Annotated in this window: 16 protein-coding genes and 1 riboswitch; of the genes, 5 read left to right on the plus strand and 11 right to left on the minus strand. The window is 64.8% G+C overall.

Annotated elements, in window-relative coordinates:
- Positions 1-10: 10 nt before the first annotated feature.
- The 7 genes from HG549_RS23030 to HG549_RS23060 all read right to left on the minus strand — a co-directional run bounded on the left by HG549_RS23030 (position 11) and on the right by HG549_RS23060 (position 6179).
- Positions 11-529 carry a TIGR02281 family clan AA aspartic protease gene (locus HG549_RS23030; RefSeq protein WP_170033041.1) on the minus strand — a complete coding sequence of 173 codons (519 nt, stop codon included), beginning with the start codon at positions 527-529 and terminating at the stop codon, positions 11-13.
- The gene (locus HG549_RS23035; RefSeq protein WP_170033043.1) at positions 526-1512 is read right to left on the minus strand and encodes an esterase-like activity of phytase family protein; all 987 of its coding nucleotides are present in this window, start codon (positions 1510-1512) and stop codon (positions 526-528) included. Before HG549_RS23035 ends, HG549_RS23030 begins: the two co-directional genes overlap by 4 nt.
- Positions 1509-3413 carry a DNA topoisomerase IV subunit B gene (gene parE / locus HG549_RS23040; RefSeq protein WP_170033045.1) on the minus strand — a complete coding sequence of 635 codons (1905 nt, stop codon included), beginning with the start codon at positions 3411-3413 and terminating at the stop codon, positions 1509-1511. The genes HG549_RS23035 and parE overlap by 4 nt, the downstream gene beginning before the upstream one ends.
- A 34-nt stretch (positions 3414-3447) precedes the next feature.
- A complete protein-coding gene (locus HG549_RS23045; protein ID WP_170033047.1) occupies positions 3448-4056 on the minus strand; it encodes a YqiA/YcfP family alpha/beta fold hydrolase in 609 nt (202 codons plus the stop codon).
- Between the two features lie 176 nt (positions 4057-4232).
- Positions 4233-5033, minus strand: a complete 801-nt coding sequence (gene cpdA, locus HG549_RS23050; RefSeq protein WP_170033048.1) for a 3',5'-cyclic-AMP phosphodiesterase — start codon at positions 5031-5033, stop codon at positions 4233-4235.
- 85 nt (positions 5034-5118) lie between these two features.
- On the minus strand, positions 5119-5571 hold the full coding sequence (locus tag HG549_RS23055) for a DUF1249 domain-containing protein (protein WP_114170587.1): 453 nt from the start codon (positions 5569-5571) through the stop codon (positions 5119-5121).
- Positions 5562-6179: an NUDIX domain-containing protein gene (locus HG549_RS23060; RefSeq protein ID WP_170033050.1), complete on the minus strand. Its 618-nt coding sequence runs from the start codon at positions 6177-6179 to the stop codon at positions 5562-5564. The genes HG549_RS23055 and HG549_RS23060 overlap by 10 nt, the downstream gene beginning before the upstream one ends.
- A 184-nt stretch (positions 6180-6363) precedes the next feature.
- Here HG549_RS23060 and HG549_RS23065 point away from each other — a divergent pair, with 184 nt between their 5' ends.
- Complete coding sequence (locus HG549_RS23065) at positions 6364-7110, plus strand: RsiV family protein (RefSeq protein WP_170033052.1); 747 nt, start codon at positions 6364-6366, stop codon at positions 7108-7110.
- Here the strand turns inward: HG549_RS23065 and cytX are convergent.
- Positions 7079-8362 (minus strand): putative hydroxymethylpyrimidine transporter CytX, encoded by a 1284-nt coding sequence (gene cytX / locus HG549_RS23070; protein WP_170033054.1) that lies wholly within the window; start codon positions 8360-8362, stop codon positions 7079-7081. The two genes, HG549_RS23065 and cytX, sit on opposite strands and share 32 nt — an antisense overlap.
- Positions 8363-8537: 175 nt before the next feature.
- The gene (gene thiC, locus HG549_RS23075) at positions 8538-10418 is read right to left on the minus strand and encodes a phosphomethylpyrimidine synthase ThiC (RefSeq protein ID WP_170033056.1); all 1881 of its coding nucleotides are present in this window, start codon (positions 10416-10418) and stop codon (positions 8538-8540) included.
- A gap of 155 nt (positions 10419-10573) precedes the next feature.
- Positions 10574-10680, minus strand: a riboswitch (TPP riboswitch).
- A gap of 159 nt (positions 10681-10839) precedes the next feature.
- Between thiC and HG549_RS23080 the strand changes: the two genes are divergently transcribed.
- Positions 10840-12273 carry a TolC family outer membrane protein gene (locus HG549_RS23080; protein WP_170033058.1) on the plus strand — a complete coding sequence of 478 codons (1434 nt, stop codon included), beginning with the start codon at positions 10840-10842 and terminating at the stop codon, positions 12271-12273.
- A gap of 169 nt (positions 12274-12442) precedes the next feature.
- Here HG549_RS23080 and waaA read toward each other — a convergent pair whose 3' ends face one another.
- Positions 12443-13711: a lipid IV(A) 3-deoxy-D-manno-octulosonic acid transferase gene (gene waaA, locus HG549_RS23085; protein WP_170033060.1), complete on the minus strand. Its 1269-nt coding sequence runs from the start codon at positions 13709-13711 to the stop codon at positions 12443-12445.
- Between the two features lie 11 nt (positions 13712-13722).
- A complete protein-coding gene (locus HG549_RS23090) occupies positions 13723-14613 on the minus strand; it encodes a LysR family transcriptional regulator (RefSeq protein ID WP_170033062.1) in 891 nt (296 codons plus the stop codon).
- Between the two features lie 87 nt (positions 14614-14700).
- Here HG549_RS23090 and HG549_RS23095 point away from each other — a divergent pair, with 87 nt between their 5' ends.
- The 3 genes from HG549_RS23095 (at position 14701) to HG549_RS23105 (ending at position 17177) form a co-directional block, all read left to right on the plus strand.
- Positions 14701-15033: a multidrug efflux SMR transporter gene (locus HG549_RS23095; protein ID WP_170033064.1), complete on the plus strand. Its 333-nt coding sequence runs from the start codon at positions 14701-14703 to the stop codon at positions 15031-15033.
- A gap of 159 nt (positions 15034-15192) precedes the next feature.
- A complete protein-coding gene (locus HG549_RS23100; RefSeq protein ID WP_170033066.1) occupies positions 15193-16368 on the plus strand; it encodes an FAD-binding oxidoreductase in 1176 nt (391 codons plus the stop codon).
- Positions 16365-17177, plus strand: coding sequence for an aldo/keto reductase (locus HG549_RS23105; protein ID WP_170033068.1), 813 nt, complete (start codon positions 16365-16367; stop codon positions 17175-17177). Before HG549_RS23100 ends, HG549_RS23105 begins: the two co-directional genes overlap by 4 nt.
- Positions 17178-17221: the final 44 nt, after the last annotated feature.

A 17221-nucleotide genomic window follows, 5' to 3' on the forward strand; every position in this document is an offset into this window, starting at 1 on the left:
GCGGGCCTCGTCATTTCAGGTTCTGGCGCAGCAACATGGTGCCGCCGCGCTGGGTAAATTCAAGTTGTTTCAGGGCACTCATGCCCAGCAATACGGTTTGCCCATCCAGGCCCGGCACCACGATGGCGCGCACATCGTGCAGGCGGATATCCCCCAACTGCAGGCTGGCCAGGCGCGTCCGGTAACCTTCGGTGCGACCGTTGGCGGTACTCAGCTGCACCGGGCTGCCGCGCTCCAGGCCCAGCTTGCGGCCCAACGCCTCGGGGATCGCCACGTCGGTGGCGCCAGTGTCGAGCATGAAATGCACAACCTGGCCGTTGATCGCGCCATCCATCACGAAGTGGCCCTGGCCGTTGCCCAGCAAGCGCACTTCGATGAAGCCTTCGCCATGCGACGATTGCACCTGGGCATTGGGGTTGCGCTGGCGGTCTTCCCATTGGCCGAAGAAGCGCGTGGCAAGGAACAGCGCCGCCGCCCAGGCGACGATCATCAGTACCTTGCCAGCCCGCTTGCCCGGTGCCTGGCTCATGGTTTGGCGCTCCAGCCGCCCTGCGGTGCATCGAAACGCCAGACGATCGGTCGCGTCTCGCCATCAGCGCGGGCGCCGTTGTTGTTGTCCACGCCGATCCAGGCACCTTCGGCATCGATTACCAATGCCTCGGCCAGGCCGTACGGTTGCTGATAGCGGCGCGACTCGACCAGCGCGTCGGCAGCGAACGACCAGCAGCGCTCGACTTCACCGTTGTCGGCAGCACGCCGGCAGATGCGGTAGGCGTTGCGTTCGAGGGTGAACAACTTGCCCTCGAACCAGGCCAGGTCGGCAAAGTCACGCGACTGGGCCTGGGCATCGGGCATCTGTGGCGGTTGCATCTCGACCCCGGCTTCGCTCAGCAGGACGCAGCTGCGCCCGCAGGTCCACACCGACTGCTGGCGCTCGATAGCCACCAGGCCACGCCGCTCACGTTCGGCAGCCAGCCACAGGCGGTCACCTGCCGGGTTGATGGCCAGGCCTTCGAACAAGGCATTGAAGTTCAGCAGCATGCCGCTGGCCCGGGCCTGGCGGACCATGGCCGGGTCGATCTTCAGCCAATCCACCTGGCCGTCCAGCGGCAGCTGCAGTACGCCGGCATGGGCCTCGCTGACCAGGTACAGGTTGCCCGCCTGGTCGCAGGTGATGCCCTCGAAGTCCAGCTCACCGCCGCGAATATACGAGGCCGCCCAGTTGCGCGACTTCAGGCCCCAGGGCAGGCCGCTTTCCGGCACCGGCGGCGCGGTGAAGGACAGCGGCTGCGCACGCCAGGTCGCATCCTGCCGGTCGAAGCGGTAGATGCGATCGTCGTCGCGGTCGGACACGCCCCACAACGCGCCCCGGCATTCCACCAGGCCGGACAGGTTGCCCCCGCGCATGCCGTCGATCGGGTGTTCGCCGCTCAGTTTCAGCTCTGGCCAGTTGCCCGCCAGGCTCGGCAGGGCAAGCAGCGCCAGGCAGGCAGCCAGAAGCCACCGAATCAAACCATGACCTCGGCCAGGTTGCCCTTGGTTTCCAGCCAGCTCTTGCGGTCGCCCGCGCGCTTCTTGGCCAGCAGCTTGTCCATCAGCTCGCAGGTGGCCTGCACGTCGTCCAGGGTCAGTTGCACCAGGCGCCGGGTGTTCGGGTCCATGGTCGTTTCACGCAGCTGAGGCGGGTTCATTTCGCCCAGGCCCTTGAAGCGGGTGACCTGCGGCTTGCCGCGCTTCTTCTCGGCCACCAGGCGGTCGAGGATGCCATCGCGCTCGGCCTCGTCGAGGGCATAGTAGATTTCCTTGCCCAGGTCGATGCGGTAAAGCGGCGGCATGGCCACGTACACATGGCCAGCCTCGACCAGGGCACGGAAGTGCTGGACGAACAGCGCGCAGAGCAGCGTGGCGATGTGCAGGCCGTCGGAGTCGGCGTCGGCGAGGATGCAGATCTTGCCGTAGCGCAGTTGTGCAAGGTCGGTGGCACCCGGGTCGACGCCGATGGCCACGGCGATGTTGTGCACTTCCTGGCTGGCCAGTACTTCGCCGCCGTCCACTTCCCAGGTGTTGAGGATCTTGCCACGCAGCGGCAGGATCGCCTGGAACTCCTTGTCGCGTGCCTGCTTGGCCGAACCACCGGCCGAGTCACCTTCGACCAGGAACAGCTCGGCCCGCATCGGGTCCTGGCCGGCACAGTCGGCCAGCTTGCCGGGCAGCGCCGGGCCCTGGGTGATGCGCTTGCGCTCGACCTTCTTGCTGGCCTTGAGGCGGCGCCCGGCATTGCTGATGGCCAGCTCCGCCAGTTGCATGCCCAGCTCGGGGTGGGCATTGAGCCACAGGCTGAAGGCGTCCTTGACCACACCGGAAACGAACGCCGCCGCTTCGCGCGACGACAGGCGTTCTTTGGTCTGCCCGGAGAACTGCGGGTCCTGCATCTTCATCGACAGCACGAAGGTGATGCGTTCCCAGACGTCTTCCGGCGCCAGCTTCACCCCACGCGGCAGCAGGTTGCGGAATTCGCAGAACTCGCGCATGGCGTCCAGCAGGCCCTGGCGCAGGCCGTTGACATGGGTGCCACCCTGGGCGGTGGGAATCAGGTTGACGTAGCTTTCCTGGATGCTGTCGCCACCTTCGGGCAGCCACAGCAGGGCCCAGTCGACGGCTTCCTTGTTACCCGCCAGGCTACCGCAGAACGGCTCGTCGGGCAGGCGCTGGAATTCGTTGACCGAGTCGACCAGGTAGGAACGCAGGCCGTCTTCGTAGTGCCACTCGACCTTCTCGCCGCTGGCCTTGTCCTCGAAACTGACCAGCAGGCCCGGGCACAGCACGGCCTTGGCCTTGAGCACGTGCTTCAGGCGGCTGATGGAAAACTTGGGGGAGTCGAAGTACTTGGGGTCGGGGCTGAAGTACACGCTGGTGCCGGTGTTGCGCTTGCCAACCGAGCCGATCACTTCCAGTTCGCTGGCCTTGAAGCCATCGGCGAAGGTCATCTGGTATTCGTTGCCGTCGCGCTTGACGCGTACGCGCACCTGGGTCGACAAGGCGTTGACCACCGAGATACCCACACCGTGCAGGCCGCCGGAAAACTGGTAGTTCTTGTTGGAGAACTTGCCGCCGGCGTGCAGCTTGGTGAGGATCAGCTCGACCCCCGACACGCCCTCTTCCGGGTGGATGTCCACCGGCATGCCGCGGCCATCGTCGCTGACTTCCAGCGAGTGGTCGGCATGGAGGATGACCTGCACCGAACGGGCGTGGCCGGCCAGGGCTTCGTCGACGCTGTTGTCGATGACTTCCTGGGCCAGGTGGTTGGGGCGGCTGGTATCGGTGTACATGCCCGGCCGCTTGCGGACCGGGTCAAGGCCCGAGAGGACTTCGATGGCGTCTGCGTTATAGGCGCTAGCGCTGGGATTGGCCATGGGGTCTCGTCGTCAGTCTGGTGAATGCAAAAAGTCAAAATACAGAAAAATCGAGCGCTGCATACTGCCCACGGGCAATGCCGGCGAAGGCCAGCAGTGCCGGCAGGCGCTCGGCGAAGCCCTGAAAACTGTGGTCGCCGCCAGCCTGGATGCGCAGGGCACAGCCACGGTAATAGCGTTCGGCGTGGCGATAGTCCAGGGTTTCATCGGAGGTCTGCAGCCACACTTGATAGCGGCTGGCGTCCACCGGGGCCGGTACTTCCAGCTCGGCCAGGGCCTGCACGTGATCATGGGTCAGTTCCCAGGTTTCACCGCTGTAGTGATTGCGCTGGGCGCCGAGGTACCCGTCGAAATGCTTGTGCGGCGCTACCGCCGGGTTCACCAGCAGGGCCTTGAGGCCATGGCGCTCGGCCAGATGGGTGGCATAGTAGCCGCCGAGCGAACTGCCTACCAGCAGTGGCGCACCCAGTTCGGCGATGGCCGCTTCGAGCTGGGCGATGGCCTGGCGCGGGTGGTGGTGCAAGGCGGGCACGCGCAACTGGTCGGCCATGCCGAGCTGCTGCATGACGGCCGCGAGCTGGCGCGCCTTGGTCGAAAGTGGCGAGCTGTTGAAGCCATGGATATAGAGGATGGAACCCGACATGCTGCCCCCGGTTATCTGTGGCTTGGCGCCTGATGATGCGGGCGCAGGGACGCGCAGTGTAGCGCGTTCGCCGGGTTTTGACGCAGTGTCACGGCTTTCGCAACAATTTCGTCAAGAGCGCCGTGGTCGCTGCGCGCCCATCGCCGGTGATCGGCTGCGCAGCAGCCGCAAGATCCTCAATACCCCGGGCTATCGAAGTCGAGCTTCACCTCGAAGTCCAACGCCCGCTCCACTCCGGTCTCCAGCCGCCCGTCGGCGTGCAGGCGCAACCAGCGGTACCCAGGCTGCTCTTCACTGACCTTGAAGTCCTCGCTGCCTGCCGCGAACTGAATACAAGTGGACGGCGTGGCCAGCAAACGCCGACCCGCGCGCATTTCATCCCAGGGTTGGTGCACATGCCCCCAGAGCAGCGCCCGCACCTGTGGATAAGCGTCGACGATTGCGAACAGTGCCTGCGCGTTGCGCAAGCCGATCGGCGCGATCCAGGCGCAACCGATGTCCACCGGCTGATGGTGGAAACACACCAGGCAGTGCCGGTCGCCCGCCGACGCCAAGGCCGCTGTCAGCAGCGCCAGCTGATCATCCTGCAACCACCCGTGGGTCGCCCCGGGCACCGCCGTGTTGAGCATGACGATGCGCCACGCACCGATATCGGTCACCGCCTGCACCAGCTCGGGGGCAACCTGCGCCATCAACCGCGCCTCGTCATGGTTGCCTGGCAACCAGCGAGTGGGCACGGCGAACGGCGTGGTCAGTTCGCGAAACGCTTCATACGACGCCACGCTGGCGTCCTGGGACAGATCACCGGTGCACAGCAGCAGGTCGACAAGTGTTTGCTCGCGGCGCACCTGGGCTACCACATGGCGCAGGCTGTCGCGGGTATTGAGGCCCAGCATGCTGCCGGCCGGGTCGGCGAACAGGTGGGCATCGGTCAGTTGCACCACATGTACGGGGCGCGATTGATCTGGCTGCGGCAACGGCCGTCTCCTCGAACGGATTCAGCACGGATTATGGCGGTACAACGGTTGCGAGCAAACACCCGCAGCCAAACCACGTCACAATTCAGCGAACGCTTGCCAGCTCGTGGCCGCAGGCCAGGCAGTGGCTCAGCCATTCGCCCAGGAACAGGTTGAGCTGGGCCTTTTCGTCCGGCTGGTGCATGGCCGCGTTGGGATAGGGGTAGATGCTGCGCAGGCGCCGGGCATGCTCGGCGCTGACCACTTCGGCCATGCGTGCATCGTGGTACACCTGCACTTCCAGGTGCGGTACCGGCAACCATGGCAGGCTGTGCTCCTGGCGCACGTGCAGGGTGGTGGTGTACGGGCACGCGAGCACCACGTCGAGCACCAGTACGCCGAGCATCTGGTCGCCCTGGGTCATGCCGATGCGACGCGAGCTCTGGGTGGTGCGCATGTCTGGCAACAGGCGCATCAACCGGGCGTAGTTGGCCTCGCAGGCTGCCTGCAGCCCGACCAGGTCGACCCGATAACGCTCGCGCAGCAGGTTCACTTCCACATACCTCGTACTTCGTCACGGTTCAGCGCCAGCCATTGCAGGCCGATGATGGTTGCCGCGTTGCAAACGCGCCCGTCGCGCACGGCCTGCAAGGCATCCTCGAACGACCATACACGCACGCGAATGTCTTCGCCTTCTTCCTCCAGGCCGTGCAGGCCACCCGCGCCTTCGCTGCTGCAACGGCCGAGGTACAGGTGAACGTATTCGTCACTGCCACCGGGCGACGGGAAGTAACGGGTCATCGGCCACAGCGCGCTGAAGGCCAGGCCGGCCTCTTCTTCGGCTTCGCGGTGGGCGACCTGTTCAGGTTGCTCGTCCTTGTCGATCAACCCGGCAACCATCTCGATCAGCCAGGGGTTGTCGATCTTGCCCATGGCCCCCACCCGGAACTGTTCGATCAGCACCACTTCATCGCGCTGCGGGTCATAGGGCAGCACGCACACCGCATCATGGCGCACGAACAGTTCGCGGCTGATCTCGCGGCCCATGCCCCCGGCGAACAACTCGTGGCGCAGGTGCACCTTGTCGAGCCGGTAGAAGCCCTGGAAGCAGTTATCCCGCTTGACGATCTCGACCGCCTTGGGCACTGAGTTCAACGTGTCTGACATGGAAATCCTCATTACCTCGTTTACAGCATCGCGCCATCCTACTCCGCACGCCAGCGGGTTTCACCCCTTTCCGGTTACCGTTCGCGCAGTCGGGACAGCGCGCTCGCTCTCTGTTAGCTTAGTGGCGAACTGAAGGCCGCGCAGACGGTCAAAGGCCGACTTTCCCTGTTCTGCAAGGATCACCATGACACTTGTCAAACTGACTTCCGTGGCCGTGCTGGCCCTGGCCCTGGGCGCCTGCCAGAGCCTGTTCACGCCCAATTACCGGGCGCCGCTCGAGGTCAAGCGCGATGCCTGGGAGCATGTCAAACCCGGCTGCAGCGAAAGTGACTGCCCGCTGGTGAACATCGACACCATCCACTTCCCGGCCCTGCCCAAACTCGATGGCATCGTCGAAAAACGCCTGCTGCAGTTGACCGAAGACAACCAGCACGGCAACACGCCGACTACCCTGCAAGCCTACGAGCAGCAATACCTGGCCACTGCCGACAAGCGCAACAGCAGCTACCTGCAGGCCAAGGTACGTGAACAGCATGACGGACTGGTGATCATCGAGTTGTCCAGCTACCTGGACAGCGGCGGCGCCCACGGCATGCCCGGTCGCGGCTTCATCAACTATTCGCGCAAGCTCGACAAGGTACTGACCCTGCAGGACATGCTGCTGCCCGGCCAGGAAGACACCTTCTGGAAAACCGTCGAGGAATCGCACCGTGCCTGGCTGATGAGCGTGGGCATGGACAAGGACGCCGAATTCATCAAGACCTGGCCATTCAAGCACTCGCCGCACATCGCCCTGACCTACGGCGCGGTGGTGGTGAAGTACGAGGTCTATGCCATCGCGCCCTACTCCATGGGCCACGTGGAACTGAAAATCCCCTACCCGCGCCTGAATGGCGTACTCAAGCCTGAGCTGTTTCCCGGCCGCGGCTGAAACCCAGCAGCCCATGCACCAGCCCTGCCAGTAGCAATGCTGGCAGGGTCGCCCCCAGGTCCGGCGCCTGTGCGGCGATGACATGATAAGCCGCCACGCCCACCACCCACGCCAGCAACGCCTGCCAGTGCAGGTTGCGTACCTGAAGCGGCAGGCGCCGACGACGGATCAGGTAATGGTCCACCAGCACCACGCCGAACAGCGGTGCGAACACCGAGCCGATCAGCAACAGGAAGTTCTCGTACTGCGCCAGTGGCGCCAGCAGCGCGATCAGGGTACACAGCACGCCAATGATCAGCGCCAGGTGCTCGACCTTCAGGCGCACCAGCACGCCTGTGGAGACTGCCGCCGAGTGAATGTCGGCGAAGGCCTTCTCCGCCTCGTCCAGCAGGATCAGCAGCAGCGGGATGCCCATGCCGGCCCCTGCCAGGGCCAATAGCAAGGCGTTGGCTTCGGCACTGGCAGCGAAGGCCAGGGTGTAGGCCACGCCCAGGCTCATCAGCCAGGTGTTGCCGATGAAATAGCCCACTACCGTGCCGCCGAACACATGCTTGCCGTTGCGGGCGAAGCGCGAGTAGTCAGCGATCAGCGGCAGCCAGGACAACGGCATGGCGATGACGATGTCGAAGCCCACCGCCAACGACATCGAGCCGTCGCCGGCACGCTGCCACAACTCGGCCAGGTCGGCCTTGGCGAACAGGTTCCAGGTCAGCCACAGGCAGGCGCCCAGCAGCAGCCAGATACCCCAGGCGCGCAACACCTTGCGCACGAACGCCAGCGGCCCGCTGACCGCGAGCAAGGTGGCCAGGGCGCCAAAGCACAGGGTCCAGAGCATCGGGCTGTTCCAGGCACTGGCGTCGCCGAATGCGCGCGCGCCCAGCAGGCTGGCGGCATCGCGCATGACGACGATTTCGAACGCGCCCCAGCCTACCAGCTGCAACAGGTTCAGCAGCGCCGGCAAGCGCGCGCCGTAGCCACCCAGGCTGAGTTTCAGGGTGCCCATGGCCGACAGGCCAGTATCGCTACCGATGACCCCGGCGGCGCCCAGCAACAACACCCCGACAGCAGTGCCCAGGGCAATCGCCAGCATCGCGCTGGCCAGGCCCAGGCCAGGCGCCAGCATGGCGCCGACCTGCAACACCATCAGGCCGATGCCCAGGGAGAACCACAGCGAGAACAGGTCGCGGGCGCCGAAGATGCGCTGGGCGGTGGGGACCGGGTGTTCGGGGGAGAATTGGCTGGGTGATGTCATGCTTGCAGGCACTCGGCAAGGTAGTTTGATTGGACGCGGTCGTGGCAGGAGCGGCCTTGTGTCGCGAAAGGGCCGCAAAGCGGCCCCGGGCTTTCAGCTTCGCGACTGAAATTGCCGGGGCCGCTTCGCGGCCCATCGCGACACAAGGCCGCTTCTACAGGGTTAGCGCTGCGGCTTAGACCTTGTGGTACAGCTGGCTGCCTTCCTGGCGGAACCGCTCGGCCTGCTCGCGCATGCCCTGCTCGACCGTCACGTCCACGGTCTCGATCTTGGCAGCGTATTCACGTACTTCCTGGGTGATCTTCATCGAACAGAACTTCGGCCCGCACATCGAGCAGAAGTGCGCGACCTTGGCCGATTCCTTCGGCAGTGTCTCGTCGTGGAAGGCACGGGCGGTGTCCGGGTCCAGGCCCAGGTTGAACTGGTCTTCCCAACGGAACTCGAAGCGCGCCTTAGACAAGGCATTGTCACGAATCTGCGCGCCCGGATGGCCCTTGGCAAGGTCGGCAGCATGCGCGGCGATCTTGTAGGTGATGATGCCGGTCTTCACGTCATCCTTGTTCGGCAGGCCGAGGTGCTCCTTGGGCGTGACGTAGCAGAGCATGGCGCAACCGAACCAGCCGATCATCGCGGCACCAATGCCCGAGGTGATGTGGTCGTAGCCTGGGGCGATATCGGTGGTCAGCGGGCCGAGCGTGTAGAACGGCGCCTCGTCGCAGCACTCCAGCTGCTTGTCCATGTTTTCCTTGATCAACTGCATCGGCACGTGGCCGGGGCCTTCGATCATGCACTGCACGTCGTGCTTCCAGGCGATCTTGGTCAGTTCACCGAGGGTTTCCAGCTCACCGAACTGCGCAGCATCGTTGGCGTCGGCAATCGAGCCCGGGCGCAGGCCGTCGCCCAGCGAGAAGCTGACGTCGTAGGCCTTCATGATCTCGCAGATCTCTTCGAAATGCGTGTACAGGAAGTTTTCCTTGTGATGCGCCAGGCACCACTTGGCCATGATCGAGCCACCGCGGCTGACGATACCGGTGACGCGCTTGGCGGTCAGCGGCACATAACGCAGCAGCACGCCGGCATGGATGGTGAAGTAGTCCACACCCTGCTCGGCCTGCTCGATCAGGGTGTCGCGGAACAGCTCCCAGGTGAGGTCTTCGGCTACGCCATTGACCTTTTCCAGGGCCTGGTAGATCGGCACGGTGCCGATAGGCACCGGCGAGTTGCGGATGATCCACTCGCGGGTTTCGTGGATGTGCTTGCCGGTGGACAGGTCCATGACCGTGTCCGAACCCCAGCGGATGCCCCAGGTCAGCTTGGCCACTTCTTCCTCGATCGAGGAACCCAGGGCACTGTTGCCGATGTTGCCGTTGATCTTCACCAGGAAGTTGCGGCCGATGATCATCGGCTCCAGTTCCGGGTGGTTGATGTTGGCGGGGATGATCGCGCGGCCACGAGCAATTTCCTGGCGAACGAATTCGGGGGTGATTTCCTTGGGGATATTGGCACCGAAGCTGTGGCCGGCATGCTGCTCGTTCAGCAGGCCAGCGGCGCGGGCCTCCTGCAGCTTCATGTTTTCACGGATGGCCACATATTCCATCTCGGCGGTGATGATGCCCTGGCGGGCGTAGTGCATCTGCGAGACGTTGGCGCCGGCCTTGGCACGGCGCGGGTTGCGCACGTGGGCGAAACGCAGCTTGGCCAGCTCGGCATCGTTCAGGCGCTGCTGCCCGAAGTTGGAGCTCAGGCCGTCCAGGCGTTCGGTATCACCGCGGGCTTCGATCCACGCCGAACGCACATCGGCCAGGCCCTTGCGCACGTCGATGACCACGTTGGGGTCGGTATACGGGCCCGAAGTATCGTAGACCAGCACCGGGGCATTGGCTTCGCCACCGAAATCGGTCGGGGTATCGTCCAGGCTGATTTCACGCATGGGTACGCGGATGTCAGGGCGCGAGCCTTCGACATATACCTTGCGCGAGCGCGGGAACGGTTGTACGGACTGCTGATCGACTTGTGCCGATTCGCTGAGGTTTATCGCTTTTTCTTGTTTGGTCATCACAGGCTCTCCAGACGGCTTCCAGGCAGTGGAATGTCGGGGTGAACCTGAAAGGCGCGGACGCACCCCTTAACGGGTGCAGTGCCGGATATGGGGGTGCCTGAAGCTGCATGCAGCTGTGACATTCCCGGACCTGGCACAAGAGGCTGGCCGGGAAGGCGAGCAATCTTGTTCCCTACGCAGGCGCTAACCTGATCAGGTTCAACGGGATCCGCAACTTTGCGATCTCAGCCTTTGCTTCAAGGCACCCCGACAAGAACATGCGCAGTCTAGACTGGAGTGGTCGGCAAAGCCAAGCGGGTAAATGCGCGGATGATGAAAGGTACGCCGAGCATTGTTGCCGGGTGCGCATGGCACTACACTGGCCCGTCGCTCGATACTCAACAGTTCAGTAATTAAACTTCGTACAAGGATTGCCTCTATGCTGCGCAAACTCTCACTGGCAATAGCCGTGTCTTGTGCGTCCAACGGAGTGGTCTGGGCAGCGGACGTGCCCTCTACAGTGAAAACCGACCTGGTCAGCGTTTACCAGGAAGCGGTGGACAACAACGCTGACCTGGCCGCAGCCCGCGCCGATTACGGCGCCCGTCGCGAAGTGGTGCCGCAGGCGCGTGCCGGGTTGCTACCGAACCTGTCGGCCGGTGCCGAGATGATGAACACGCGCACCAAGCTGGATGAGCCGTCGATGACCTCCAACCGCAGCGGCAACTCGTGGAGCGCGACCCTGGCCCAACCGATCTTCCGCGCTGACCGCTGGTTCCAGTTGCAGGCCGCCGAGGCCGTCAATGAACAAGCAGCACTGGAGCTGTCGGCCACCGAGCAGAACCTGATATTGCAAACTGCGCAGAACTATTTCGCCGTCCTTCGGGCCCAGGACAACCTGGCTGCTACCAAGGCCGAGGAAGCCGCGTTCAAGCGCCAGCTGGACCAGTCCAACGAGCGCTTCGATGTGGGCCTGTCGGACAAGACCGATGTCCTCCAGTCGCAGGCCAGCTACGACACTGCACGCGCCAACCGGATCATTGCCGAACGCCAGGTACAGGATGCCTTCGAGGCCCTGGTGACGCTGACCAACCGTGATTACACGTCGATCCAGGGCGTGGTCCACACATTGCCGGTGCAGGTACCTACCCCGAACGACGCCAAGGCCTGGGTCGAGACTGCCGGGCGCCAGAACCTCAACCTGCTGGCGACCAACTATGCGGTTGCCGCTGCCGAGGAGACGCTGCGCCAGCGCAAGGCCGGCCATGCGCCGACGCTGGATGCGGTGGCCAAGTACCAGAAAGGTGATAACGACAGCCTCGGTTTCACCAACCCTTCCCTGCCAGGGGTGCATTACAGCGGTGATGTCGAGCAGACCAGCGTCGGCCTGCAACTGAATATCCCGATCTACAGCGGCGGCCTGACCAGTTCGCAGGTGCGCGAGGCCTACCAGCGCCTGAGCCAGAGCGAGCAGCAACGCGAGAGCCTGCGCCGCCAGGTGGTGGAGAACACCCGCAACCTGCATCGCGCGGTGAACACCGATGTGGAACAGGTGCAAGCGCGCAAACAGTCGATCATCTCCAACCAGAGCGCACTGGAAGCCACCGAAATCGGCTACCAGGTGGGTACCCGCAACATCGTCGACGTGCTCGACGCCCAGCGCCAGCTGTATACCTCGGTGCGCGACTACAACAACAGCCGCTACGACTACATCCTCGACAACCTGAGCCTGAAGCAGGCCGCCGGCACCCTCAGCCCGCAGGACCTGCAGGACCTCAAGCAGTACCTGAAACCGGACTACAACCCGGACAAGGACTTCCTGCCGCCGGACCTGGCTGCGGCGGCGGCAAAGAACTTCGAACGGCGCCCCTGAAGCGTGCAGGAGCGGCCTTGTGTCGCGATGGGGCGCGCAGCGGCCCTGGGGGAGCACAGTCGGTCATTGAGATGGACCGGGTTTGCTGTACTCGGGGCCGCTGCGCGCCCCATCGCGACACAAGGCCGCTGCTACAGGGATCACATCGCTGTGAGGATCTATCCGGAGATCAGATGAGGTTACCAAGGCCATCGAGCAGCCGCTGCAACGCCCCCTGATTGGCCTGCATCACCGCTCTGCCCGCCTCGCCCATGCGCTGGGCATCCTGCGGCAGCTCAATCAACCGGCGCACGGCCTCGGCCAAACCGTCGGCATCGTCCACCTGTTGCAACGCCCCCGCCTCGCGCAGCATGGCGCTGATCTCGAGGAAGTTGAACACATGCGGCCCCATCAGCACCGGCAAGGCCAGCGCTGCGGGCTCCAGCGGGTTGTGCCCACCGGTCGCTACCAGGCTGCCGCCAACGAAGGCAATGTCGGCCAATGCATAGAGGAACAGCAACTCGCCCATGGTGTCGCCGACCAACACCTGCGTCTGCGCATCGACAGGGGTACCGGCCGAGCGACGCACGCTGGTGAACTGTTCGCTGCACAGCGCGTGCACCGCAGCGAACCGCTCGGGGTGACGCGGCACCAGGATCAGCAACGCATCACCATGTACCTGCAGCAACTGCCGATGCGCCTGCAGGATCAAGGCATCCTCGCCTTCGTGGGTGCTGGCGGCGATCCACACCGGGCGCTGCTCGGCCCCCCACTGTTCACGCAATGCCCTGGCCCGTGGCAGCAGTTGTTGGTCGACCTTCAGGTCGAACTTGATCGAACCGGTGACCTGCACGCACTCGGGGCGCGCGCCCAGCTCACGGAAGCGCTGGGCCTCGGTTTCGGTCTGCACGGCAATCAGGCTCATCTCGGCCAGCATTGGCCGGGTCAGTTTGGCAAAGCGCCCATAGCCACGGGCCGAACGCTCGGAAAGACGCGCGTTGGCCAAGGCCACCGGGATGCCACGCCGGGCACACTGGTGGATATGGTTGGGCCACAGCTCGGTTTCCATGATGATGCCCAGCTTCGGCCGCACATGGTCGAGGAAACGCCCCGCCGCCCAAGGCAGGTCGTACGGCAGGTAGCAATGCTGCACGCGTGGTTCGTCGGCGAACAGGGCGCGAATACGCTCGGAACCGGTGGGCGTCATGCAGGTCAGGGTAATCGGCAGCCCAGGGTAGGCCTTGAGCAAGGCACGCACCATCGGCGCCGCAGCGATACTCTCGCCCACCGAAACGGCATGTACCCATATGCCGCCCTGGCGCATGGCCGGCAGCTTGCAGGCAAAGCGCTCGCCGATGCGCTGGCCATAGGCCGGCGCCTTGCGCGCGCGCAGGTACAGGCGCAGCGCAACCAGCGGCAGGCCCAGGTGAAACAGCAAGGTATAGAGTGTTCTGTTCATGGCGGCGGAGTTTACCCGATCGCGCGCAGGTGCACTGCAAAGCGCTCGGCCAACCACTGTGCGGCCGGGCCCAAGGGCGCGTCACGGCGCCAGGCCAGTTCCGCCACCAGGGCCGGCGGTCGCCACTCGCTGTCCAGTTCGACCATGTGCGCCTGGTAGGTCGGGTATTGCACCACGTGTCGCGGCAGCCAGGCCCAGCCCAGCCCGCGCATCAACAGTTCGGCCATGGCGTAGAAGCTGTCGGCGCGCCACACCTGCGGGCTGATCGCCTCGCCGCCCGGGTAGCCACTTTGCTGCGGGGTGATCAGCAACTGCCGGTGGCGGGCCAGTTGCTGGCGGGTGACCCGGCCTTCGCCTGCCAGCGGGTGGCCGACCGCGCACACGGTAACCATTTCCACGCTGCCCAAGGCACGCCGGTCCAACGAGGCCGGGATGCTTTCGTGATTGAAAAACAGCCCCAGGTCGGCACGTCGCTCCACCAGTTTGCGCGCGACATCGCCTTGCGCGCCGCTGGCCAGTTGCACTTCCAGGAACGGGTAGCGGCTGGCCAGTTCGTCGAGGCTGTCGATGACCGGCTGGTAGGGCATGGCTTCGTCCTGGGCCACCCGCAGCAAGGCCTCCTGCCCACGCATCAGCGCCAGCGCGCGCCCATCCAGGCGCTCGCATTGGCGCAACAGTTCACGGGCATCCAGCAGCAGGGCACTGCCGTTTTCGGTCAGCTTGGGCTGGCGCCCACTGCTGCGCTCGAACAAGGTCACCCCAAGGTCGGCTTCAAGCATGGCAATCGCACTGCTGATCGCCGACTGGGCTTTGCGTTGTTCGCGGGCCACGGCGGAGAACGAGCGCAATTCGGCGACCCGCAGGAACGTGCGCAACTGTTCGAGGTTCCACTGTTCGGCCATCGACCTATCTCCACTGTTGATAGGTAATGACTTTACCCCATCCAGGGTGAGTCTAGAATCTGCGGCCTGTCACCGGAGGATCCCGTCATGAATGCCTACACCTACCTCGCCATCGCCATTTGCGCCGAAGTCATTGCCACCGCCTCGATGAAAGCGGTGAAAGGCCTGAGCACGCCGCTGCCGCTGTTGCTGATGGTGATTGGCTACGCGATCGCGTTCTGGATGCTGACCCTGGTAGTCCGTAGCATTCCGGTAGGGATCGCCTATGCCATCTGGTCTGGGTTGGGGATCGTGCTGATCAGTGTGGCGGCGCTGGTGATCTATGGGCAGAAGCTGGATGTGCCGGCCATGCTGGGCATGGCGATGATCGTGGGTGGGGTGGTGGTGATCCAGCTGTTTTCGAAGACGGCTGGGCATTGATGCCGCCTGCGAGGGCCTTGTCGCCGACAAGCCAGCTCCCACAGGGGTAGCGCAGGCCGCTGGGCCAACGCTCCCCCTGTAGGCTGGCTGGCCGGCGATAGGGCCCTCGCAGGTATACTCTGTATACTTGCCAGCTGTCCCAGTCTTCGAGGTACCGCCATGCCATCCGCCATTTCCACTGACGTGCTGATCGTCGGCGCCGGGGTCGCAGGCCTCTGGCTCAATGCCCGCCTGCGCCGCCTGGGCTATTCGACAGTGCTGGTGGAGCGCGCCAGCCTTGGCGGCGAGCAGACCATCAAGTCCCAGGGCATCATCCATGGCGGTACCAAATACGCCCTGCACGGCGCCCTCACCGGTGCCTCGGAAGCCATCGCCGACATGCCGCGCCGCTGGCGCGAAGCGCTGAATGGCAGCGGCGAGCTGGACCTTACCCATACCCGCCTGTTGTCCGACGCCCACTACCTGTGGTCGCCAGGCACCCTGGCCGGCAACCTCACCAGCTTCTTCGCCAGCAAGGCCGTGCGCGGCCGGGTCGATCAGGTGAAGGGCGAGCAATTGCCACCGGCACTGCAGGACCGCGCCTTCAAGGGCAAGGTCTATCGCCTGGCCGAACTGGTCGTCGACGTGCCCAGCCTGCTGGCCAACCTGGCCGAACTGGCGGGTGACAGCCTGCTGGCCGGCGAGCGCATCGAACCGTTGCGCGAGGCTGACGAGCTGGTCGGCCTGTGCGTGGATGGCCGCGACATCCGCGCCCAGCGCATCGTGCTCAGCGCTGGCGCCGGCACCGAAGACTTGCTGCATGCCCTGGGCCTGAACCAGCCAGCCATGCAGACCCGCCCACTGCACATGGTCATGGCCAAAGGCGCCAACCTGAAGCCGCTTTATGCCCACTGCCTGGGTGGCGGGCCGAAGCCGCGGGTGACCGTCACCACCCATCCGGCCGCCGATGGCCAGTGGGTCTGGTACCTGGGCGGCGACCTGGCCGAGGCCGATGGCGTCGCCCGCGAGCCGTCGGCGCAAATCGCGGCGGCACAGAAGGAAATCGCCAGCCTGCTGCCATGGGTCGACCAGAGCCAGGTGCGCTGGGCCACCCTGCGGGTCAGCCGCGCGGAACCAGCACAATCGGGCCTGGTGCGCCCCGACAACGCCTTCCTCGCCGACCAGCAACGCCTGCTGGTCGGCTGGCCGACCAAGCTGGCCCTGGCGCCGGACTTCAGCGACCGGGTAATCGCCCACCTGGAGCGTGACGGCATCCACCCACAGGCCCAGGCGGACCTACCCGACCTGCCACGCCCACCACTGGGCGTACCGGCCTGGGAGCAACTGCTGCCATGAGCCTGCCAACCCTGCACGACTTCCACCGCCCCTTGGGCAGCACTGGCCTCAAGGTTTCGCCGCTGGGCCTGGGCACGGTCAAGCTGGGCCGCGACCAGGGCGTCAAGTACCCCACCGGCTTCACCATCCCCGGTGATGACGACGCCCGCCTGCTGTTGGCCCAGGCCCGCGAGCTGGGTATCAACCTGATCGACACCGCACCTGCCTACGGCCGCAGCGAAGAGCGCCTGGGCCCGCTGCTGCGCGGCCAGCGTGATGAATGGGTGATCGTCAGCAAGGTCGGCGAAGAATTCGACAACGGCCAGTCACGCTTCGACTTCAGTGCTGCCCACACCCGCCGTTCGGTGGAGCGCAGCCTGCAGCGCCTGGAAACCGACCGCATCGAGCTGGTGCTGGTGCACTCCGACGGCAACGACCTGGCCATACTCGAACAGCAGGAGGTGTACCAGACCCTCGCCGAGCTCAAGCAGGAGGGCAAGATCCTCGGCTATGGCCTGTCCGGCAAGACTGTCGTCGGCGGCCTGAAGGCGCTGGAGCAAGGCGATTGCGCCATGGTCACCTACAACCTCAACGAGCAGGCAGAACGCCCGGTGCTGGACTACGCTGCCGAGCACGGCAAGGCCATTCTGGTGAAGAAGGCCTTGGCCAGCGGGCATATCTGCCTGGCCCCAGGGGTGGACCCGGTGCAAGCCAGCTTCGAGCTGCTGTTTGCCCATCCGGGTGTCAGCAGTGCTATCGTCGGCACCATCAATCCGCTGCACCTGGCCCATAACGTGGCGACCGTCGCCCGTATTCTGGGCCGGCATTGAGTTGCCCCTGGCCTACTGGCCTGGAGACTGACCCGACGCAAGGA

Origin of the sequence: Pseudomonas sp. SK (genome assembly GCF_012975065.1) — a bacterium.
In the GTDB taxonomy this organism is placed as follows: Bacteria; Pseudomonadota; Gammaproteobacteria; order Pseudomonadales; family Pseudomonadaceae; genus Aquipseudomonas; species Aquipseudomonas anuradhapurensis.

What these genes read in the sequence shown, in the direction of transcription:
- HG549_RS23065 (WP_170033052.1), top strand. Translation starts at nt 6,364, where the DNA reads ATGACACTTGTCAAACTGACTTCCGTGGCCGTGCTGGCCCTGGCCCTG.
- parE (WP_170033045.1), bottom strand. Translation starts at nt 3,413, where the DNA reads ATGGCCAATCCCAGCGCTAGCGCCTATAACGCAGACGCCATCGAAGTC.
- cytX (WP_170033054.1), bottom strand. Translation starts at nt 8,362, where the DNA reads ATGACATCACCCAGCCAATTCTCCCCCGAACACCCGGTCCCCACCGCC.
- HG549_RS23095 (WP_170033064.1), top strand. Translation starts at nt 14,701, where the DNA reads ATGAATGCCTACACCTACCTCGCCATCGCCATTTGCGCCGAAGTCATT.
- HG549_RS23030 (WP_170033041.1), bottom strand. Translation starts at nt 529, where the DNA reads ATGAGCCAGGCACCGGGCAAGCGGGCTGGCAAGGTACTGATGATCGTC.
- waaA (WP_170033060.1), bottom strand. Translation starts at nt 13,711, where the DNA reads ATGAACAGAACACTCTATACCTTGCTGTTTCACCTGGGCCTGCCGCTG.
- HG549_RS23090 (WP_170033062.1), bottom strand. Translation starts at nt 14,613, where the DNA reads ATGGCCGAACAGTGGAACCTCGAACAGTTGCGCACGTTCCTGCGGGTC.
- HG549_RS23045 (WP_170033047.1), bottom strand. Translation starts at nt 4,056, where the DNA reads ATGTCGGGTTCCATCCTCTATATCCATGGCTTCAACAGCTCGCCACTT.
- thiC (WP_170033056.1), bottom strand. Translation starts at nt 10,418, where the DNA reads ATGACCAAACAAGAAAAAGCGATAAACCTCAGCGAATCGGCACAAGTC.
- HG549_RS23060 (WP_170033050.1), bottom strand. Translation starts at nt 6,179, where the DNA reads ATGTCAGACACGTTGAACTCAGTGCCCAAGGCGGTCGAGATCGTCAAG.
- HG549_RS23105 (WP_170033068.1), top strand. Translation starts at nt 16,365, where the DNA reads ATGAGCCTGCCAACCCTGCACGACTTCCACCGCCCCTTGGGCAGCACT.
- HG549_RS23100 (WP_170033066.1), top strand. Translation starts at nt 15,193, where the DNA reads ATGCCATCCGCCATTTCCACTGACGTGCTGATCGTCGGCGCCGGGGTC.
- HG549_RS23080 (WP_170033058.1), top strand. Translation starts at nt 10,840, where the DNA reads ATGCTGCGCAAACTCTCACTGGCAATAGCCGTGTCTTGTGCGTCCAAC.